This window comes from Flavisolibacter ginsengisoli DSM 18119, from assembly GCF_900129295.1.
Lineage (GTDB): Bacteria > Bacteroidota > Bacteroidia > Chitinophagales > Chitinophagaceae > Flavisolibacter > Flavisolibacter ginsengisoli.
Genome location: NZ_FQUU01000008.1, coordinates 167,067 through 184,819 on the forward strand (window position 1 = coordinate 167,067; position 17,753 = coordinate 184,819).

A 17,753-nucleotide genomic window follows, 5' to 3' on the forward strand; every position below is an offset into this window, starting at 1 on the left:
AGCTTTTTAACATAGATTTGGTTATCGACTGCTATAAATGATTGGTACTACACTGCTGGATAAACTGCTAAACAGGATTGCCCTATATGACGATGCTATCGCCTATAAGGAACTTTTTTCTCTTTATCACCTGAAACTTATCCGTTTTTCAGCACTGATCACTAAATCAAAAGAAGCAGCCGAAGAAGTAGTATCGGATGTATTCCTTAAAGTTTGGAATACCCGTTCTACGTTGACGAGGATAGAAAACTTTCATTTATACATCTATATTATAACAAAGAACCAATCAATTAACTGTCTTACCAGGTTAAAACGAAATAAGTCTTTTTCCATTGATGACACTGAAGTTGAATTAAAGAGTATGTATCCCAACCCGGAACAATTAATGATCACCTCTGAAATGCACAAGCGTTTGAACCTGGCTGTTGACGCCCTTCCGCCCAGGTGCAAGTTGATCTTTAAGCTTATTAAGGAAGATGGTTTGAAATATAAGGAAGTAGCCCAGTTGCTTGAACTTTCGCAGAAAACAATAGAAAATCAAATGACTATTGCTTTACGGAAGATTGGCGAATCCATCCAATTGGAAGTTTCCAAAACCTATTTGAATTAATTTCTTGTAGGGTTTAGGGGTAAAAGAGATATTTATTGTCCATTGCATACACTGCCTGCTAATGACCGAAAACAGATATTGGAACTTGCTTGCTAAAAAACTGGCCGGAGATGCCGGGATTGAAGAATTACAGGAACTGGAAAGCCTGATAAAATCTCATCCTGAATGGCATTATTCGACTGAATTTATTGAGAATATCTGGAAGGTAAAGCCTGACGAATTAAATTCTTATGACTCAGAAATAGCTTTCGAACTTCACCTTGACAATTTAAAAAAGAATGGAATTGATTTAGACCATGCTGATCCCCTCCCTATTCCATTCTCCGGACAAACATTAACCCGAAAATCTTATAAAAAAACCTGGGCTTTGGCATTATCAGCTGTTTGTTTATTGGCGCTGGTGCTTTGGATCCAACATTATACTTCTGTTCCTTCAGGCACGCCTGCTGATGAAAAAGCCTTCAGTGAGGTGTCAACCCGCTTTGGGTCCAAAACAAGAATGATTTTACCCGATAGTTCTGTTGTATGGTTGAATGCAGGGAGCAAACTTACCTACAATGAACATTTTGGCATTACCAACAGAAATACCACATTAACTGGTGAAGCATACTTTGATGTAAAGAAAAGTACTATTCCCTTTACCATTATGGCTAATGGCTTGCATATAAAAGTGTTAGGCACTGCTTTCAATGTAAGATCATACCCCGATGAGAGCAAGACGGAGACCAGCCTGATCAGGGGCCGGGTGGAAATTACTCACGATAAAAGACCCGGAGAAGTATTCATACTAAAGCCTAATGAAAAACTGGTCATCGCTAATGAACCGGAAGAAAAAAAGCCCCAGTTTACTCAAACAACTGAACCTAAAGTTGTTTTAAGCTCATTGACCCATTCAGCTGACAATACAATTGTTGAAACTTCCTGGGTGGATAATAAACTGGTTTTCCAGGATGAGAGTTTTGAAGAAGTGGCCAAAAGAATGGAAAAATGGTATAACGTCAGGATGGATATAAAAGACCAACAACTTGCCAGGGTTAGGTTGGGTGGAACATTTGAAAATGAGAATATTCGGCAGGCGCTGGATGCATTGCGCATCGCAACGCCTTTTAATTATACTATAAATGAGAATACTATACTGATAACACGCTAAACAGACTGCTTATGAAGGACAATACATCTTAAAGAACAAAGAACTAAATGGAGAGAAGATCATCAATTAACTTATAACTTATAATGTCATAGTATGAAAAAAAAGAGACACACGACTTATCTAAAACATCCCAACCTTTCAAACATAGGCCGGATTATGAAAATGATGTGTGCATTTATGCTGTTAATATGCCTGCAGGTATCTGCGGCAGGTTTTAACCAGGACAGGGTCACGTTAAATCTTCAGTCGGCTGACCTCAAAAAGGTGCTGACAGAGATACAAAAGAAAACGACCTACCGTTTTTTGTATGACCAGGCGCTTATTAATAATAAGAAAGTAGATGTGCATGTTAAGGATGCTGAAGTTCCAGCTGTTTTAAACAGCATATTTGAAGGAATCGGTATTGGCTACCAGATCATGGATAATAACCTGATAGTATTGAAAGCTTCTGTTAATGGGCAGAAAATAGAAGTTCAGGATATAAGGATATCCGGTAAAGTTACCGGCCAGAATGGTGAAGGATTAGCTGGCGTTTCCATATCTGTTAAGGGGACCACTATCGGAACCACAACAGATGCAGGAGGTAATTATACACTTAGTGTTCCGGATAACAGCACGACCCTTGTGTTTTCTTATGTTGGTTATGATGCGGTGGAAGAAGCTATCAATGGAAGAACTACTATAAATGTTTCATTAAGTTCTTCAAGAAACGCCCTGGATGAGATCGTTGTAATTGGATATGGTACTGCCAGCAAAAGAGACCTTACCGGATCTATAGTAAAGATCTCAGGTAAAGAAGTAGCTGACAAGCCCAACTCTAACCCGATTGCTTCTTTACAGGGTAAAGTTGCCGGCTTATCGGTTGTTAACTCTGGAACTCCGGGACAGGCGCCAGATATCCGTATTAGAGGTACGATCAGCATTGGGCAGGTACATCCATTGTATGTCGTAGATGGAATTTTACAGGATAACATTGACTACCTGAATCCTAATGATATTGAATCAATTGAAGTTTTGAAAGATCCTTCCTCGTTGGCCATCTTTGGTGTAAGAGGTGCAACAGGTGTAATTGCCATTACCACCAAAAAGGCAAGAGCCGGGCAGGTGGTAGTGAACTTTAATACCAACTACGGTTTCAAGAAGCTGGTTGACAAGATCAAAATGGCAGATGCTGCACAATTTAAGACACTATTTGACCAGGAAAATTTAAACAATGGAGTGGTAGATCCTTTTGATTATGGTCCTTTAAATGCCAATACTAACTGGATCGATGCAGTAACTAGAACAGGAAAGTTCAGCAACAGTAACCTGAGCATTTCCGGAGGTTCTGACAGGAATAAATTCAATTTTGGTTTAGGTTATATATATGATGAAGGACTGATCGTTCATGAAAAACTGGACCGCCTGGTGCTTTCATTAGGGGATGAGTTTAAGATCAGCAATGTTTTTAAAATCGGAGTAAACTTAAATGCTTCCCGTCAAAATAGTCCTTATGACGCAACCTGGGTACTGGATGCAGCCCGAAAGGTAATGCCGCAGATATCTTCTGGTACAAAACCTTTCAAGGTTAGAAACCCTTATGGTGGAGATACGATCACACAGAACTTATATTCTTTGCTTGACGTAGGTCTGCAAAACTCCGGAGTTATTAATCCATTGTTACAGGTTGAAAACACCTGGGATAAAACAAAAGGTGTTGAATACCGGACAGTGGGAAGTGTTTTTGGAGAAGTAAACTTTTTGAAAAATTTTACCTGGAGGTCTACATTTTATGCTGATATGAGTAACGTGGAAAGGCGTACTTACAACCCCAGGTATTATGGATATAATCCACGTACTAATGAAGTTGAATTGTATAGCCAGGTTACCGGTGTGAATGAAAGTAATCAAGACTGGAGGAAGTTCCAGCAGGACCATTTATTAACTTTTAAAAAGAATATTGGTGCTCATGGAATTACGGCAACAGGAGGTTTTACAACCTACTATTTTGGAAATTTCAACAGGTATGCGAGTTCAAGTCAACCTGACCAAAATGCTGCACCAATTCCTAATGATCCAAGGTTCTGGTATGTTACCAATGGTTTTGAGAATTCAGGAAGCACTTCTTCCAGTTCAGGTCAAAGTGAATATACCACCGTTTCTTACCTCGCAAGGGTGTTGTATAATTACCAGAACAGGTATTTCCTTAATGCTTCCTACCGTGATGACGCTTCTTCAAGGATTCCTGAAAAGAATCGCCACCAGCAATTCTGGGCTGTTGGCGCCGCCTGGGACCTGACCAAGGAAAGCTTTATGGCAGATCAGCGTTTCTTCGACTTTCTGAAGATTAAAGGTTCTATAGGCGTTCTAGGTAACCAATCGGCTTCGGATTTGGGAGGAAATTCATTAGATTACCCGTTCTATCCCAGATTAAATACAGGTACTGCAGCTAATTTTGGCACAGTAATGCATGCTGCAGCTGATCCATCTTATATCCCAAATCCTGACTTGAAATGGGAAACGGTAAGTGCGAAAGAAATAGGATTTGAATTAAACGCATTTCAGAATCGTCTTCATTTTGAGGCTAATTATTTCTCAAGAACAACTAATAATTTAATGACCTATGTGAGCAGGTATACCATTGGTCAAAAAGATGAATTAGTAAATGGCGGAAAGATCAGGAACTGGGGGGAAGAGCTAAGTGCCAACTGGAATCAAAATATTTCCAAAGACTTCAATATAACCATTGGTGGAAATATTACCTTCTTAAAGAATAAAGTGATTAGCCTTGCACAAGATATTCCAACTGGAGTATTAATCAGAGGCTTTCAGAATAATGGAAGTGCTGAAGCAAGAACTTTGCCTGGGTATCCTATTGGTTCCTTCTATGGTTATGTTGTTGAAGGCATTTACCAGAGCTATGCCGATATTTTAAAATCGCCAAATGCGGGTGCCCTGGGTGCCTACAGGCCAGGTGACTTTAAGTTCAAAGATGTAAATGGTGATGGAAAGATAACTTCCGATGACCGCACTGTTATCGGAAATCCAACGCCTGATTTCACCTATGGAAGTTCAATTAATTTCAACTACAAAGGTTTGAGTTTAGGCATCGATGTTAATGGAGTATATGGAAACGAGATCTTCAGAACATGGGGATCATTGGAATCACCTTTCCAGCGTGTGAACTATGCGGCTTTCCAGATAGATGCATGGCACGGACCTGGCACTTCAAACTGGGTTCCATTGGTTAGCCAGGCCGATCGTTTTAATTATAACGGATCAACCTATAATATTGAAGATGGTAGTTACTTCCGTATTCGAAATGTGCAACTGGGTTATAATTTTGGAAGAAGCACTATATCCAGGTTAAAAATGACTAACCTACGTATCTATGCCAACGTTCAAAACTTAAAGACCTTTAAGCACAATTATGGATATACAGCAGAATATGGTGGTGATGCAACTGGCTTTGGCTTTGACAATGCCGGTGGTGCTTTACCAATGGTAGGAACTATAGGTTTGAATGTTACTTTTTAAATTTCTAATTCTAATTGCATGAAAAAAAATAAAATAATATTCTGGAGTTTATTGGCTGCTATTCCGATGTTGTTAGCAGTAGCCGGATGTAAAAAGTTCCTGGATCGTAAGCCGCTTACGGCGACCTTACAAGATTTGAACCAGGGCGCCTTAGAGGGGCAGGTATTAGGGATGTATTCGAACCTCAGAACACTTGCAGGTTTTTCATTACTTCCATGGATCGACTTTCACAGCATTCGGGGTGATGATGCTCAAAAAGGAAGTGATAATACAGATGGCAATGAAGTGATCACTGAATTTGATACGTACCAATATACCAAGGATGATTGGGCACCCAATACCTATTGGAATGACCACTATGCAATGATCAACCTGGCGAACGAAGCTCTATATACAGCAGTTGATTCCTTAAAGGTTTCAGATGCAGCGTCATTAAGAAATATTGGTGAAGCCTGTTTTTTCAGAGCTTACTCTTACTTTGAATTGGTAAAGACCTATGGAGATGTACCGCTGATCAACTTTAAAGTAAAAACTGCTGCCCAGGGAATTGTACCTAAATCACCTGCTTCCAGGATCTATGAATTCATAGATTCCAATTTGCAGGCTGCGGTAAGTTTACTGCCAGTTTCTTCTTCCGAATATGGTGCAGGGTATGATGGGAGGTTAACTAAAGGGGCGGCCAATACCTTATGGGCACAGACCTATTTGTTCCGAAGTAATTGGGCGAGAGTAGCTGCACTTTGTACAGAGGTAATAGCTTCCAATCAATATTCATTAGTGCCTAATTTCTCTGATATCTGGAGAACTGAAGGAGAAAATGGTCCTGAATCCATATTCGAAATGCAGGCTTATGTAGGACCTGGAGCAGCTTCTAATTCTGCTGTAGATTTCGGTTCTGATTGGGGAACCAGCCAGCAGGTTCGCCGCAACGGAGCGCCTATTGAATGGAACCTTGGCTGGGGTTGGAATACGCCAACAGATAAGTTGGTTAGTGATTGGCCGGCAGACGATCCCAGGAAACAACAAACAATTTTATTTTCTGGTCAAAATGATGGGGGCCGTGACCTGGGAGGCTTTGGAGCTAATGTTCCTGCCTATTCCAATCCTGCAGGCACAGGAGGCCTTGCACAGAAATACTGGAATAAGAAATTGTATACAGGAAATGATCCCACCATTCGTCAGTCAACTGGTTACATCAATGCCAGTGGTGCTGCCCGTTGGATCAACCACAGAATTTTGCGGTACGCAGATGTGATCCTTATGTTAGCGGAAGCAGACAATGAATTAGGAAATGGTGCAGCTGCTGCTGAAAACCTTGAGTTGATTCGCAACAGGGCCAGTGGTAATAAAGGACCTTTGCGTACTATAGTTCCAAAGATCGACTTTGTTAACCAGGCGCAAATGCGCCAGGCTATCAAAGACGAAAGACGTTGGGAGTTTGCCATGGAAGGATACCGCTTCTACGACCTGGTGCGTTGGGGTGATGCAGATGCCGTGCTTGGACCACTTGGATATACACATCGGGCGAGGTTCTATCCTATTCCGCAAAAAGCAATTGATCTTTCAGGTGGTGTACTGACACAAAATCCAGAATGGTAATCTTATAATGATAAGTTGCCTGGAAAGGCAACTTATCTTTTCAAATCATTAAAGTTTTAATTATTATGAATTACATGAATAAAATAGTTAGAAGCACAGTGATCCTGGCTGCTTTTAGCTTTGCGGTGATGGGATGTCAGAAAATGGACCGACCTACTTTAGGAGATTATGCAAAAGATACAAATCCTCCCGGAGGTCCCCTAAAATTTTATGCTGCCATGGATGGCACTTCAGTTGACAGTACAAGAGCCAACTTTGGTGCTGAAAAAGATATTACTTATACAGCGGGTGTGCAAGGACAAGCAATGGATGGTACACATAATGGCTATATAAGCTATGGTTCGGCTAATGATTTTAAAAAATCTACCAGTTTTACTGTTGCCTTTTGGCTGAAGAAAAATGGTCCCAATCCGGCCGGAGCTGGTACATCTTTCGTCTTTGGTTTAGCTACTACAACAGATATATGGACAAAACAGGACATGTTCCTTGAGTTTGAAGATGCCGGAAATCCAAGCAGTGCCGACCTGGCTTCTGCCAAGTTCTATTTATTAGATCAGTGGTTTGAATTTACAGGTGCTAAAAGAATGCCTCATGTATTGGACGGTCAGTGGCATCATTTAGCATTTACATTTGATCAAACTACCTCAACACTTACTACGTACATTGATGGACAAGCTTTCACTAATCTTCCTGCAGATTTTGGAAAGTTTACAAATAATGGCGGACAGGTTAATTTCTCAAAATCTGCTGGTTTAGTAATTGGTGGTGCAGGACATTATGCTATTGGTAAAACTCCAGATAGCTGGATGGGTAATTTTAATGGTATGATTGATCAATTCAGGTTATATGATACTGCTCTTTCTGCTAGTGAAGTTGCAGATTTGTTTACGAACAAAAAATAATAAGACTTAAATAAAATTAAAAGAGGGCTGTGAATACAGCCCTCTTTTAATTATTATAATGACCACTTTCTTTCTAATTCAATCATATTATTTTTTCCGGGGTTCTTTTTTTAATTCAAGAAGTATTCTCTTTGTTTCATCAGGATAAATACTAACATAGTGCGAGCGGATCATAGCTGCTACTGGCTGCTCCTCCCCTTGTAATCTTACAGCAATAGCTTTTGAAGGCTGCAATGGCATGTGGCAATCAATACAATTACTGGTAATTACTTTACCCAGGCTTTGGGTTAATTTACAATCAGAACCATGTCCATTGTTATGACATTCCATACATCTCTGTGAAAACAATGCAGTTTGCCCTTTCTCCCGCTGGTGAGTATTGTGACAAGTATTACAAGTCAATGTCTGCGTCATTCTAAAACATTTACTTGCCCGCATCAACGCGTATTGATTTCCATGCACATCAATATTTTCAGGCTTCGGAGCAGTGGTATCTACAATATAAAAATCAGATAGCTTATCTCCCACCTTAAAGCTAAATGAAGGCTGTGTTTTTTGAAGGCGGCCTCCATGGCACGATGCACATAGATCAAGGTTCTGCTGTCTCGATAAAGATGCCGGGTTGATAATAAACTGTCCTTTCTTTTCATTGGGATGCGCTGACTGAAAGTCCACATGCTTTGCTGCGGGTCCATGGCATTTTTCACAGTCAACACCAAGTATTAATCTCGTTGAATCAAACCTCTCAGGCTCAATCCCGGGGTCTGAGATAGTTTTAGCATAAGTGGCATGACACTCCAGGCAACGGGAAGTAATTACACGGTTGAAAACTACCTTATCGGGAAATCCGGGACTATTAGACCATGTGTCAGCTGCTGTGAAATAAGTTATGGGTAATTGAAACAATTTATGGTCTGACCAATAAAGATAGCTCTGGCCCATAGTGCCCGAACCAACCACAATGTCAAAGCGTTTGGCCTTCTTCTGCTGGTCTCGAAAATATTCCACCTGGTAAAACCCATTAGATCTTTTTTCCATTTCCACGACAACGCTGGCATTAAAAAAATAGGCATTCTTTCCTGCCTCAAAGCTTCCCTTGATATATTCAGCAGTAGCAGGCCTGGAAGTTAGATAATGAGCCGTTTTCAAATGATGATCAAAAATATCTTTATGACAACCGGCACAGGAGGCAGAACCAGCAAACCTTTCACCTGAAGCGTTTTCAATTACTCCTGGGTTTTCATCCTTCTTATCTGAGCATTTTGAAAAAACTAACACCCCTATGGCCATTAAACCAACTATGGTGACAGTACGTGGATATTTCAGTATTCTTTTGAATGTAAAAGGATAGGTTGCCATAATAAACTTAAGTAAATTTACAAGCTAATGTTATAATCCGTGAGCTCCAAAGCCTTCGGTGCAATTGATAAATTATCTCGTAACATTTATTTGCTAATTCCTGACGAATAAATATTTAAACTATGCCTTCAAAAGGCCTCTCTTTTTTATCATGTATAGCCTTTGTTTTGCTATTTAATTCCTGTGAGAAAAAAAGCAGTTTATTCACCAGCCTTTCGGCATCTAAAACAAATATCCATTTCGCTAACAACCTGGAAAAACGTGACTTGTTCAGCATCCTCTATTACCTGTATTATTACAATGGTGGCGGAGTTGCTACAGGGGACATTAATAATGACGGATTACCTGATATTTATTTCACAGCCAATAGTAAAGGTCATAACAAACTCTATCTCAACAAAGGTAACTTTCAATTTGAAGATATTACAGACAAGGCAGGAGTTGCAGGTAATTCAGATTGGTGCAGTGGTGTAACCATGGCGGATGTAAATGGCGACGGTAACCTGGATATATATGTTTCTGCCGTAGCCAACCACCATGGACTACAAGGACGTAATGAATTATTTATTAATAATGGTAATGGAACATTTACCGAAAGCGCTGCTAAATACGGTCTTGATTTTTCTGGTTTCACTACCCAGGCAGCATTCTTTGATTATGACCATGATGGCGACCTCGATTGTTATATTTTAAACCAGTCGCATCAACCAAACCAAAACATTGTTGATACCATCAACCGGAGAAAGTTCGATAAATATGCCGGTGACAGGCTGTATAGAAACGACATGAATACGCCTGCTGGAAAATTTACAGATGTTTCAGCAAGCGCAGGCATTTACCAGAGCAGCCTGGGTTATGGCCTTGGTATTGCTATAGCCGATATGAATAATGATGGATGGGATGATATTTATATAGGTAATGATTTTCACGAGAATGACTATTACTATGTCAATAACGGCAATGGCAGTTTTACAGAAAGCGGTTCAAAGGTTTTTAATCATTACTCCAGGTTCAGTATGGGTAATGATATTGCAGATTATAACAATGATGGCCAACCCGACCTGGTAACAGTGGATATGCTGCCAAAGGATGAAAAAGTTTTAAAGACCTATGGAAGCGATGAAAATGCAGATATCTATAAGTTGAAGATACTGAGGAACGGATACCAGTATCAATATTCAAAGAATTGCCTGCAACGCAATAATGGTAATGGTGCAAGTTTTAGTGAAACAGCGCTCTTAAGCGGTGTTTCGGCAACCGACTGGAGCTGGTGTCCTTTATTTGCCGATTTTGACAATGATGGGTCAAAGGATCTTTTTGTTTCCAGTGGCATTGTAAAACGCCCTGTTGACCTGGATTACGTGAAATTCGTTTCTAACCTGTACATGCATAAAGCATTGAATACTTCTGACAAATATGATGATATGGCATTGGAAAAAATGCCTGATGGGAGTTCTCATCCTTTTTTATTTAAGGGAGATGGGCAAAATTATTTTAAGGATGTCAGTGATGACTGGGGAACTGGTAAAATGAAAGGTTATTATAATGGTAGTTCTTATGCTGATCTTGATAATGATGGCAATCTTGACCTTGTAATAAACTGTATTGATGCACCTGCAGTGATTTTAAAAAATAATGCGCCACGCAAAAACTACATAACACTAGCATTGCAGGGGGATGGCCTTAACAGAATGGGACTGGGCACCAAAGCTTATGTTTTTGTCAATGGCAAAATGCAATACCAGCAAGTAATGGCAACAAGGGGTTTTCAATCAAGTTCAGATACGAGGTTGCATTTCGGACTTGATTCTGCAGCCAGGGTAGACAGTTTATTAATAGTCTGGCCTGATCAGAAATGGCAGGTATTAAAAAATCTTAAGACTAATCAAATATTGCATATACAACAAAAAGAAGCAGCGGGTCATTTTGACTACAACCGCTTTTTTCCTCCCCCGCCATCTTATTTATTTCCTATAACCAGCCTGGTTACAAACTGGCAACATAAGGAGAATGATTTTGAAGACTACAATGTTCAATACCTTATTCCCCATGCAGAATCAACCCGCGGTCCTAAGATAGCTGTGGCAGATGTGAATGGCGATGGCCTTGATGATATGTATGCCTGCGGGGCAAAAGGACAACCCGGGACATTGTTGCTGCAAAAACCGGGTGGATCTTTCATTACAAGTGATACGGCTGTTTTTAAACAAGATGCAGCAAGTGAAGATGTAGATGCGATCTTCTTTGATGCCAATGGCGATAAAAAGCCTGACCTCTACGTAGTAAGTGGGGGAAATGAATATACAGGCAATGACCCTGCCCTGCTGGACCGCTTATATATTAATGATGGCAAGGGCCACTTTGCAAGGACAGCAAATGCATTACCGGATTTGTTTCAGAATAAATCCTGTGTGAGTGCGGCAGACATAGACCATGATGGTGATATGGATCTGTTTGTTGGGAACCTGGCCAATGCAAAAGCATATGGCATTCCCCAAACTTCGGAACTTCTCCTTAACGATGGCAAAGGGAATTTTAAAGTAGCTGACAATGGTATCATGCCCTTATTGAATATAGGAATGGTAACAACAGCCATATTCACCGATATCAACCATGATGGATGGAGTGACCTATTACTCGCTGGTGAATGGATGCCTATTACAGTATTCACAAATAACCATGGAAAGTTTGTAAAAACCGAGATACCCCATACAACGGGATGGTGGCAAAATATCTTTGCCGATGATGTGAATGGGGATGGGAAAATGGACATACTTGCAGGAAATTGGGGATGGAACAACAAATTTGAAGATGGTAAAAACAGTCCTGTAAAACTTTACGTAGCTGATTTTGATAAGAATGGGCAAACTGACCAGTTATTATCTTATACAAAAGATGGAATCGAGTATCCTTTTCTTGCCAAGGACGAAATGGAAAAGGCATTGCCAGTTTTAAAGAAACATTATCTATTATATGCTGATTATGCTGGCCTGCCCATGAAGGATGCGTTTTATGGATTTGCGGAAACAGTTAAACCCCTGGAAGCAGAAAGACTAGGTTCTGCTGTTTGTTTTGGAGATGGTAATGGAGGCTTCACAGTTAAAGACCTGCAGGCAAACTTGCAGTTGGCCCCTATTTTCAGTTTTCAAAAGATAGGTCTTCCAAATAATATAAGTGGATACCTGGCCGGTGGCAACTTTTTTGATGTTATTCCCTATGAGGGACGTTATGATGCCCAGGCACTTGCCTTATTTAGTATCAATAAGCAACAGGTTCACTATTTCAATGACCCAAATATATCTGGCTTAAAAGAGCAGGTAAGAGATATTAAATGGATAAAGACTGGTGCTGGACCTGTGCTTGTAGTAGCCGGAAATAATAGTCCATTAAAATTTTATAGTTTGACCACCCCGAAATGATCAGAATACAATGAAACAACTATTTTATACCTGCATCTTTATACTTTCCGTAGTTACATTCACCCAATGCAGTAAATCATCAACCCCGGAACCACAGCCAACTCCTACTCCATCCAGTTTTTCTTTGAAATCCTGGTCAGTAGATGGATGGACAGGCAATATTGCAAGCAGAACACCCGAAGTGAAATTAAATTTCTCGACTGCCATTGATAAAAGCACGGTTTCAGGTAACATATCTTTTAACCAGACTTCCGGCACCAACGTGCCATATGATGTTGTTTATAGTAATGCTGACAATACCCTTGCAATAAAACCTACAGCACCGTTAGTTCCATTAACAAAATACAGGATAAGTGTATCAAAGGGATTAAAATCTGCCAGTGGAGGAAATCTTAATGCGGCTACTGAGATCAACTTCATGACAACGATTGATTCTTCTGACAAGTTTGCACAGATCAGTGATTCTGCCTTGATAGAATTGGTACAGAAACAGACCTTCAAATACTTCTGGGATTTTGGTCATCCTGTAAGTGGATTAGCAAGGGAAAGAAATACTTCAGGAGATATTGTTACATCAGGAGGCTCGGGGTTCGGTATCATGGCAATTGTAACGGGGGTAAACAGGGGCTTTATTACCAGGGCACAGGGATTGGACAGATTGCAAACCATGGTTAGTTTTTTAAAAAATACTGCCCGGAAAGTACATGGGGCATTCCCCCATTGGTTAAATGGGGCCACAGGTGCAATAGTACCCTTTAGCCAGAAAGATGATGGCGCTGACCTTGTTGAAACATCCTACCTCATGCAGGGACTCTTATGCGCAAGACAATATTTTAATGGCAATGACGCCAATGAAACAACATTAAGAACGGATATAAATGCCTTATGGAATGGTGTGGAATGGAACTGGTTTCGCCGAAACAATGAAAACACTTTGTATTGGCATTACAGTGAGAATTACAGCTGGGACATGAATATGCCAATAAAAGGATGGAATGAATGCCTGATAACCTATGTGCTGGCAGCTTCTTCACCCACTTATTCAATTCCCAAAATAGTTTATGATAATGGATGGGCACAAAATGGAGGTATGAAAAATGGACAAAGCTATTATGGCTATGTGCTGCCCCTGGGACCTGAAAAGGGAGGACCATTATTTTTCAGCCATTACTCTTTCCTGGGAATTAATCCAAATAACCTTACAGATGCCTATGCAGATTATCACACACAGGTAGTTAATCATACAAAAATCAATTACGAATATTGCAAATCGAACCCAAACGGGTATTACGGGTACAGTGATCAGTGCTGGGGACTTACGGCAAGCGACATACAAAATGGATATACTGCCAGCTCTCCTACCAATGATGTAGGTGTCATAGCGCCTACGGCTGCATTATCATCTTTTCCCTACACTCCAACAGAATCTATGAAAGCTTTAAAATTCTTTTATTATAAGCTAGGCGACAAGCTATGGGGTCCTTATGGTTTTTATGATGCTTTTAGCCTGAAGGATGGATGGTTTGCCAATTCATACCTGGCCATCGACCAGGGACCAATCATTGTTATGATTGAAAATTACAGAACTGGATTACTTTGGAATTTATTTACGAGTTGCCCGGAAGTTAAAACCGGTATGAAATCACTTGGTTTTACAGCTCCTTATTTATAATATTTTTTACTGCCTGCTAAATGAATAAAATACTCTTCACCTTCTTTGCCATACTGCCTTTTTATTTGAGTGCGCAGAATCCTGTTCCACTTCAAAGACCAAAGAACCTTTCAGATACGGCCTTACTGGAATTAGTACAAAAACAAACGTTTAAATACTTCTGGGATTTTGCACATCCCATAAGTGGATTAGCCAGGGAAAGGAGCAATGTGGCTTATGAGTACGGCAACGAAGTGGTTACAACAGGTGGTAGTGGTTTTGGCGTCATGTCCGTCATAGTAGCTGCAGAAAGAGGATGGATCAAAAGAGACACAGCCGCCAGGTTTTTATTGAAGCTTGTCAGTTTTTTAAGTAAGGCCAATTCTTACCATGGCGTATTCCCCCATTGGATGAACGGAGCAACAGGGCAAACTATTCCTTTCAGTCGGAAAGATGACGGGGCAGATCTTGTAGAGAGTTCATACCTGTTCCAGGGCCTGTTGTGTGCCAGGCAATATTTTACAGCAGATAACCAGGTTGAAAGAGATCTGCGCAACCGGATCAATTGGCTGTGGAATGATATAGAATGGAACTGGTTCACTAAAGGAGGCGAAGAAGTGTTATACTGGCACTGGAGTCCCAATAATGGCTGGGCCATGAACTTCCCCATTCGTGGTTTTAATGAATGCCTGATCGTGTATGTATTAGCAGCATCTGGTGAACACTATCCTGTGTCCAGTGCAGTTTACCATAGAGGATGGGCTCAAAGCAACTTTTTTAAAAATGGTAAATCCTTTTATAATATTCAATTACCACTAGGGTTTGATTATGGCGGACCATTGTTCTTTAGCCAATATTCATTCCTCGGTCTTGACCCCCGTGGACTGAAAGACCGGTACGCAGATTATTGGGAACAGAATAAAGCACACACCCTTATCAACAGGGCTTATTGCATCGATAATCCGAAAAAATGGAAAGGCTTTGGGGAGAATTGCTGGGGACTGACAGCAAGTGATAGCTGGGTAGGCTATGCAGCGCATTCACCCACGGAAGACCTGGGCGTGATTTCACCTACTGCGGCACTATCTGCATTTCCCTATACACCACAATATTCTATGCAGGCATTGAAACATTTTTACAATGATCTTGGAGATAAAATATGGAGTGATTACGGGTTTATTGATGCCTTTAGTGAATCAAAGAACTGGTATGCCAAATCTTACCTTGCTATTGACCAGGGACCCATTATTTCGATGATTGAAAATTACAGGACAGGATTACTTTGGAAGTTATTCATGAGTTGCCCGGAAGTACAACACGGTCTGCAAAAACTAGGATTTGAAAGTCCACATATAAAACCATTACCTGAACCTAAATAGAATTCATTGAGAACACTTCCGGTAATAATTTGCTTGCTGTTTACTATTGCCTGCAAGGCCCAGGAACTGCCATATACCTACCAGTTCTTTGTCAATAGCCGCATGGAGGGCAATTATTTTTATAGTAAGGTAGTAATAGAAGGATCCTCTTATATAAAAAGTGAAAAGGATAGATTGCCTGTCCACGATAGTAATTTTTTTACCCCCGGCAATTCTCTTTTATTGGAATATAAAAACAGTGCAAAAGGTAACTGGATGGCTTTCATCTATAAACCAGCATTCAGAGGCCAGGATCATTTTATTCCTTCACACTTTCTTTCTTTCCACCTTTTAGCTTCTACAGTTATATCCCGCAGTAATCTTCCCTACGTACAGCTTTTGTTACGAGACAGTAGCCTGACAAAAAAAAATGCTATAACGATAAAGAATTCGGGCAAATGGGAAACAATAAACATTCCCCTGGCTGAATTTGATAAAAGGGAATTTAAAGATCCCAGGGAAATCATCGGGATCGTTTTTTCACAACAGGGCACCAGTGAAACAATCCAGCGCATTTTTGTAGACGATATAGAGTTGACCGGCTCAATAAAGACAAAAACTGTAAAAGAAAGACCTGTTATACTAACAATAAATAGATATGCAAGACATATTGATATTAATTGGAAGCCTGTAACTGATACCAATATCAAATATGTGAAGATCTATAGATCTGAAAACGGAAACCCTTTTAAACCAGTTGGCATACAAGCAATGTCTATCCATAGGTATTCAGATTTTGTTGGGGAAACAGGAAGGTCGTACCTGTATAAGATCTCCTTCCTGAATTCAAACTACCAGGAAACGGCTCTATCCAAACAAGTAAAAGCTAGAACAAGGTCTATGAATGATGAACAATTAATGGATATGGTTCAGGAAGCCTGTTTCAGGTATTATTGGGAAGGAGCTGAATCAAATAGTGGTATGGCAAGGGAAAATATTCCTGGCTGGCAATCCATGATCGCGACAGGTGCCTCCGGTTTCGGAATTATGGCATTGTTAGTGGGTGCAGAACGGAAATTTATAACCAGGCAACAATTGGTAGACCGTTTTAAAAAGATCGTGAGCTTTCTTGAAAAAGCAGATACATTTCATGGGGCTTTTCCACATTTCATTGCTGGGAACACAGGTAAAGTAGAACCTTTTTTTGGCAAACGGGATAACGGTGGAGACCTGGTTGAGACATCATTCCTATTACAAGGGTTGATAGCTGCGAGGGCTTATTTTAAAGAAAGTAATAAGGATGAAGAACAAATAAGAAAAGGCATTACCTCCATCTGGGAAAGAATTGAATGGGACTGGTACAGGAGGTTCCCGGACAGTAAATTCCTGTACTGGCACTGGTCGCCGGACCAGGCATGGGTAATCAATCACCGGCTGATAGGATGGAATGAGACCATGGTAACTTACCTGTTAGCTATAGCCTCTCCTGGCCACCCTGTACCTGCTAGTCTATATTACTCAGGATGGGCCAACCAGGATAGCACTGGACAACAATACCGAAGCGCCTGGGGAGGTACAAGAGAAGGTTCAATGTACACTAATGGTAACAGTTATTTCGGCATTAAGCTGGATGTTGGCGTTTCCAATGGAGGCCCCTTATTTTTTACCCATTATTCTTATCTGGGCTACGATCCTCACCAGTTGACAGACAAATACACCAATTACTTCACCAATAACCAGCACATTGCTCAGATCAACCTGAATTATTGCATAACTAATCCGCACCATTACAAAGGATATGGTGATAGCTGCTGGGGCCTGACAGCCAGTGACGGCCCTTTCCATTATTCAGCGGATGAGCCGGTATTCAATCGTGACCTGGGCAAGATAGCACCCACGGGTGCATTGGCTTCATTTCCTTATACTCCACGGGAATCAATGAGTGCCTTGAAGAATTACTATTACAACTATGGCAAATTTCTTTGGGGGGAGTATGGTTTTCGTGATGCCTTTGATCTCAATGAAAACTGGTGTTCAGATATCTATATGGGTTTGAACCAGGCACCTATAGTAGTAATGATGGAAAATTACCGTACCGGTTTGCTCTGGAAGCTTTTCATGAGTGATAAGGATGTGCAAAATGGTTTAAAGAGATTGAATAAAGAAACTGCTGAAAGAAACTAGCCGAT

10 protein-coding genes are annotated in these 17,753 nt (G+C 40.5%); 9 read left to right on the forward strand and 1 reads right to left on the reverse strand.

What is annotated here, in order from left to right; translation table 11 throughout:
- Positions 1–37 precede the first annotated feature (37 nt).
- The 5 genes from BUA53_RS11075 to BUA53_RS11095 all read left to right on the forward strand — a co-directional run bounded on the left by BUA53_RS11075 (position 38) and on the right by BUA53_RS11095 (position 7,777).
- On the forward strand, positions 38–610 hold the full coding sequence (locus BUA53_RS11075) for an RNA polymerase sigma-70 factor (protein ID WP_072835437.1): 573 nt from the start codon (positions 38–40) through the stop codon (positions 608–610).
- A 61-nt stretch (positions 611–671) separates the two neighbouring features.
- A complete protein-coding gene (locus tag BUA53_RS11080) occupies positions 672–1,760 on the forward strand; it encodes a FecR family protein (RefSeq protein ID WP_072835438.1) in 1,089 nt (362 codons plus the stop codon).
- Between the two features lie 156 nt (positions 1,761–1,916).
- Entirely contained in the window at positions 1,917–5,276 is a 3,360-nt protein-coding gene (locus BUA53_RS11085) for a SusC/RagA family TonB-linked outer membrane protein (protein ID WP_217652980.1), read from the forward strand.
- An 18-nt stretch (positions 5,277–5,294) separates the two neighbouring features.
- Positions 5,295–6,875, forward strand: a complete 1,581-nt coding sequence (locus BUA53_RS11090; RefSeq protein WP_072835439.1) for a RagB/SusD family nutrient uptake outer membrane protein — start codon at positions 5,295–5,297, stop codon at positions 6,873–6,875.
- A gap of 74 nt (positions 6,876–6,949) precedes the next feature.
- Positions 6,950–7,777, forward strand: coding sequence for a LamG domain-containing protein (locus BUA53_RS11095; protein WP_175546063.1), 828 nt, complete (start codon positions 6,950–6,952; stop codon positions 7,775–7,777).
- 87 nt (positions 7,778–7,864) lie between these two features.
- Here the strand turns inward: BUA53_RS11095 and BUA53_RS11100 are convergent, their stop codons facing one another.
- Positions 7,865–9,136, reverse strand: coding sequence for a multiheme c-type cytochrome (locus tag BUA53_RS11100; protein WP_072835441.1), 1,272 nt, complete (start codon positions 9,134–9,136; stop codon positions 7,865–7,867).
- A gap of 122 nt (positions 9,137–9,258) precedes the next feature.
- On the opposite strand from BUA53_RS11100, the gene BUA53_RS11105 reads away from it, so the two are divergent.
- Genes BUA53_RS11105 through BUA53_RS11120 form a run of 4 tightly spaced genes read left to right on the forward strand, consistent with a single transcriptional unit; the run spans position 9,259 to position 17,748 of the window.
- Positions 9,259–12,555 carry a VCBS repeat-containing protein gene (locus tag BUA53_RS11105; protein WP_072835442.1) on the forward strand — a complete coding sequence of 1,099 codons (3,297 nt, stop codon included), beginning with the start codon at positions 9,259–9,261 and terminating at the stop codon, positions 12,553–12,555.
- A gap of 10 nt (positions 12,556–12,565) precedes the next feature.
- Entirely contained in the window at positions 12,566–14,227 is a 1,662-nt protein-coding gene (locus tag BUA53_RS11110; protein ID WP_072835443.1) for a glucoamylase family protein, read from the forward strand.
- A gap of 20 nt (positions 14,228–14,247) precedes the next feature.
- Positions 14,248–15,585 (forward strand): glucoamylase family protein, encoded by a 1,338-nt coding sequence (locus BUA53_RS11115; RefSeq protein ID WP_072835444.1) that lies wholly within the window; start codon positions 14,248–14,250, stop codon positions 15,583–15,585.
- Between the two features lie 6 nt (positions 15,586–15,591).
- Positions 15,592–17,748, forward strand: a complete 2,157-nt coding sequence (locus BUA53_RS11120; RefSeq protein WP_072835445.1) for a glucoamylase family protein — start codon at positions 15,592–15,594, stop codon at positions 17,746–17,748.
- Positions 17,749–17,753: the final 5 nt, after the last annotated feature.

Coding starts and splice junctions, on each gene's coding strand:
- BUA53_RS11075 (WP_072835437.1), top strand. CDS start 38: ATGATTGGTACTACACTGCTGGATAAACTGCTAAACAGGATTGCCCTA.
- BUA53_RS11080 (WP_072835438.1), top strand. CDS start 672: ATGACCGAAAACAGATATTGGAACTTGCTTGCTAAAAAACTGGCCGGA.
- BUA53_RS11085 (WP_217652980.1), top strand. CDS start 1,917: ATGAAAATGATGTGTGCATTTATGCTGTTAATATGCCTGCAGGTATCT.
- BUA53_RS11090 (WP_072835439.1), top strand. CDS start 5,295: ATGAAAAAAAATAAAATAATATTCTGGAGTTTATTGGCTGCTATTCCG.
- BUA53_RS11095 (WP_175546063.1), top strand. CDS start 6,950: ATGAATAAAATAGTTAGAAGCACAGTGATCCTGGCTGCTTTTAGCTTT.
- BUA53_RS11100 (WP_072835441.1), bottom strand. CDS start 9,136: ATGGCAACCTATCCTTTTACATTCAAAAGAATACTGAAATATCCACGT.
- BUA53_RS11105 (WP_072835442.1), top strand. CDS start 9,259: ATGCCTTCAAAAGGCCTCTCTTTTTTATCATGTATAGCCTTTGTTTTG.
- BUA53_RS11110 (WP_072835443.1), top strand. CDS start 12,566: ATGAAACAACTATTTTATACCTGCATCTTTATACTTTCCGTAGTTACA.
- BUA53_RS11115 (WP_072835444.1), top strand. CDS start 14,248: ATGAATAAAATACTCTTCACCTTCTTTGCCATACTGCCTTTTTATTTG.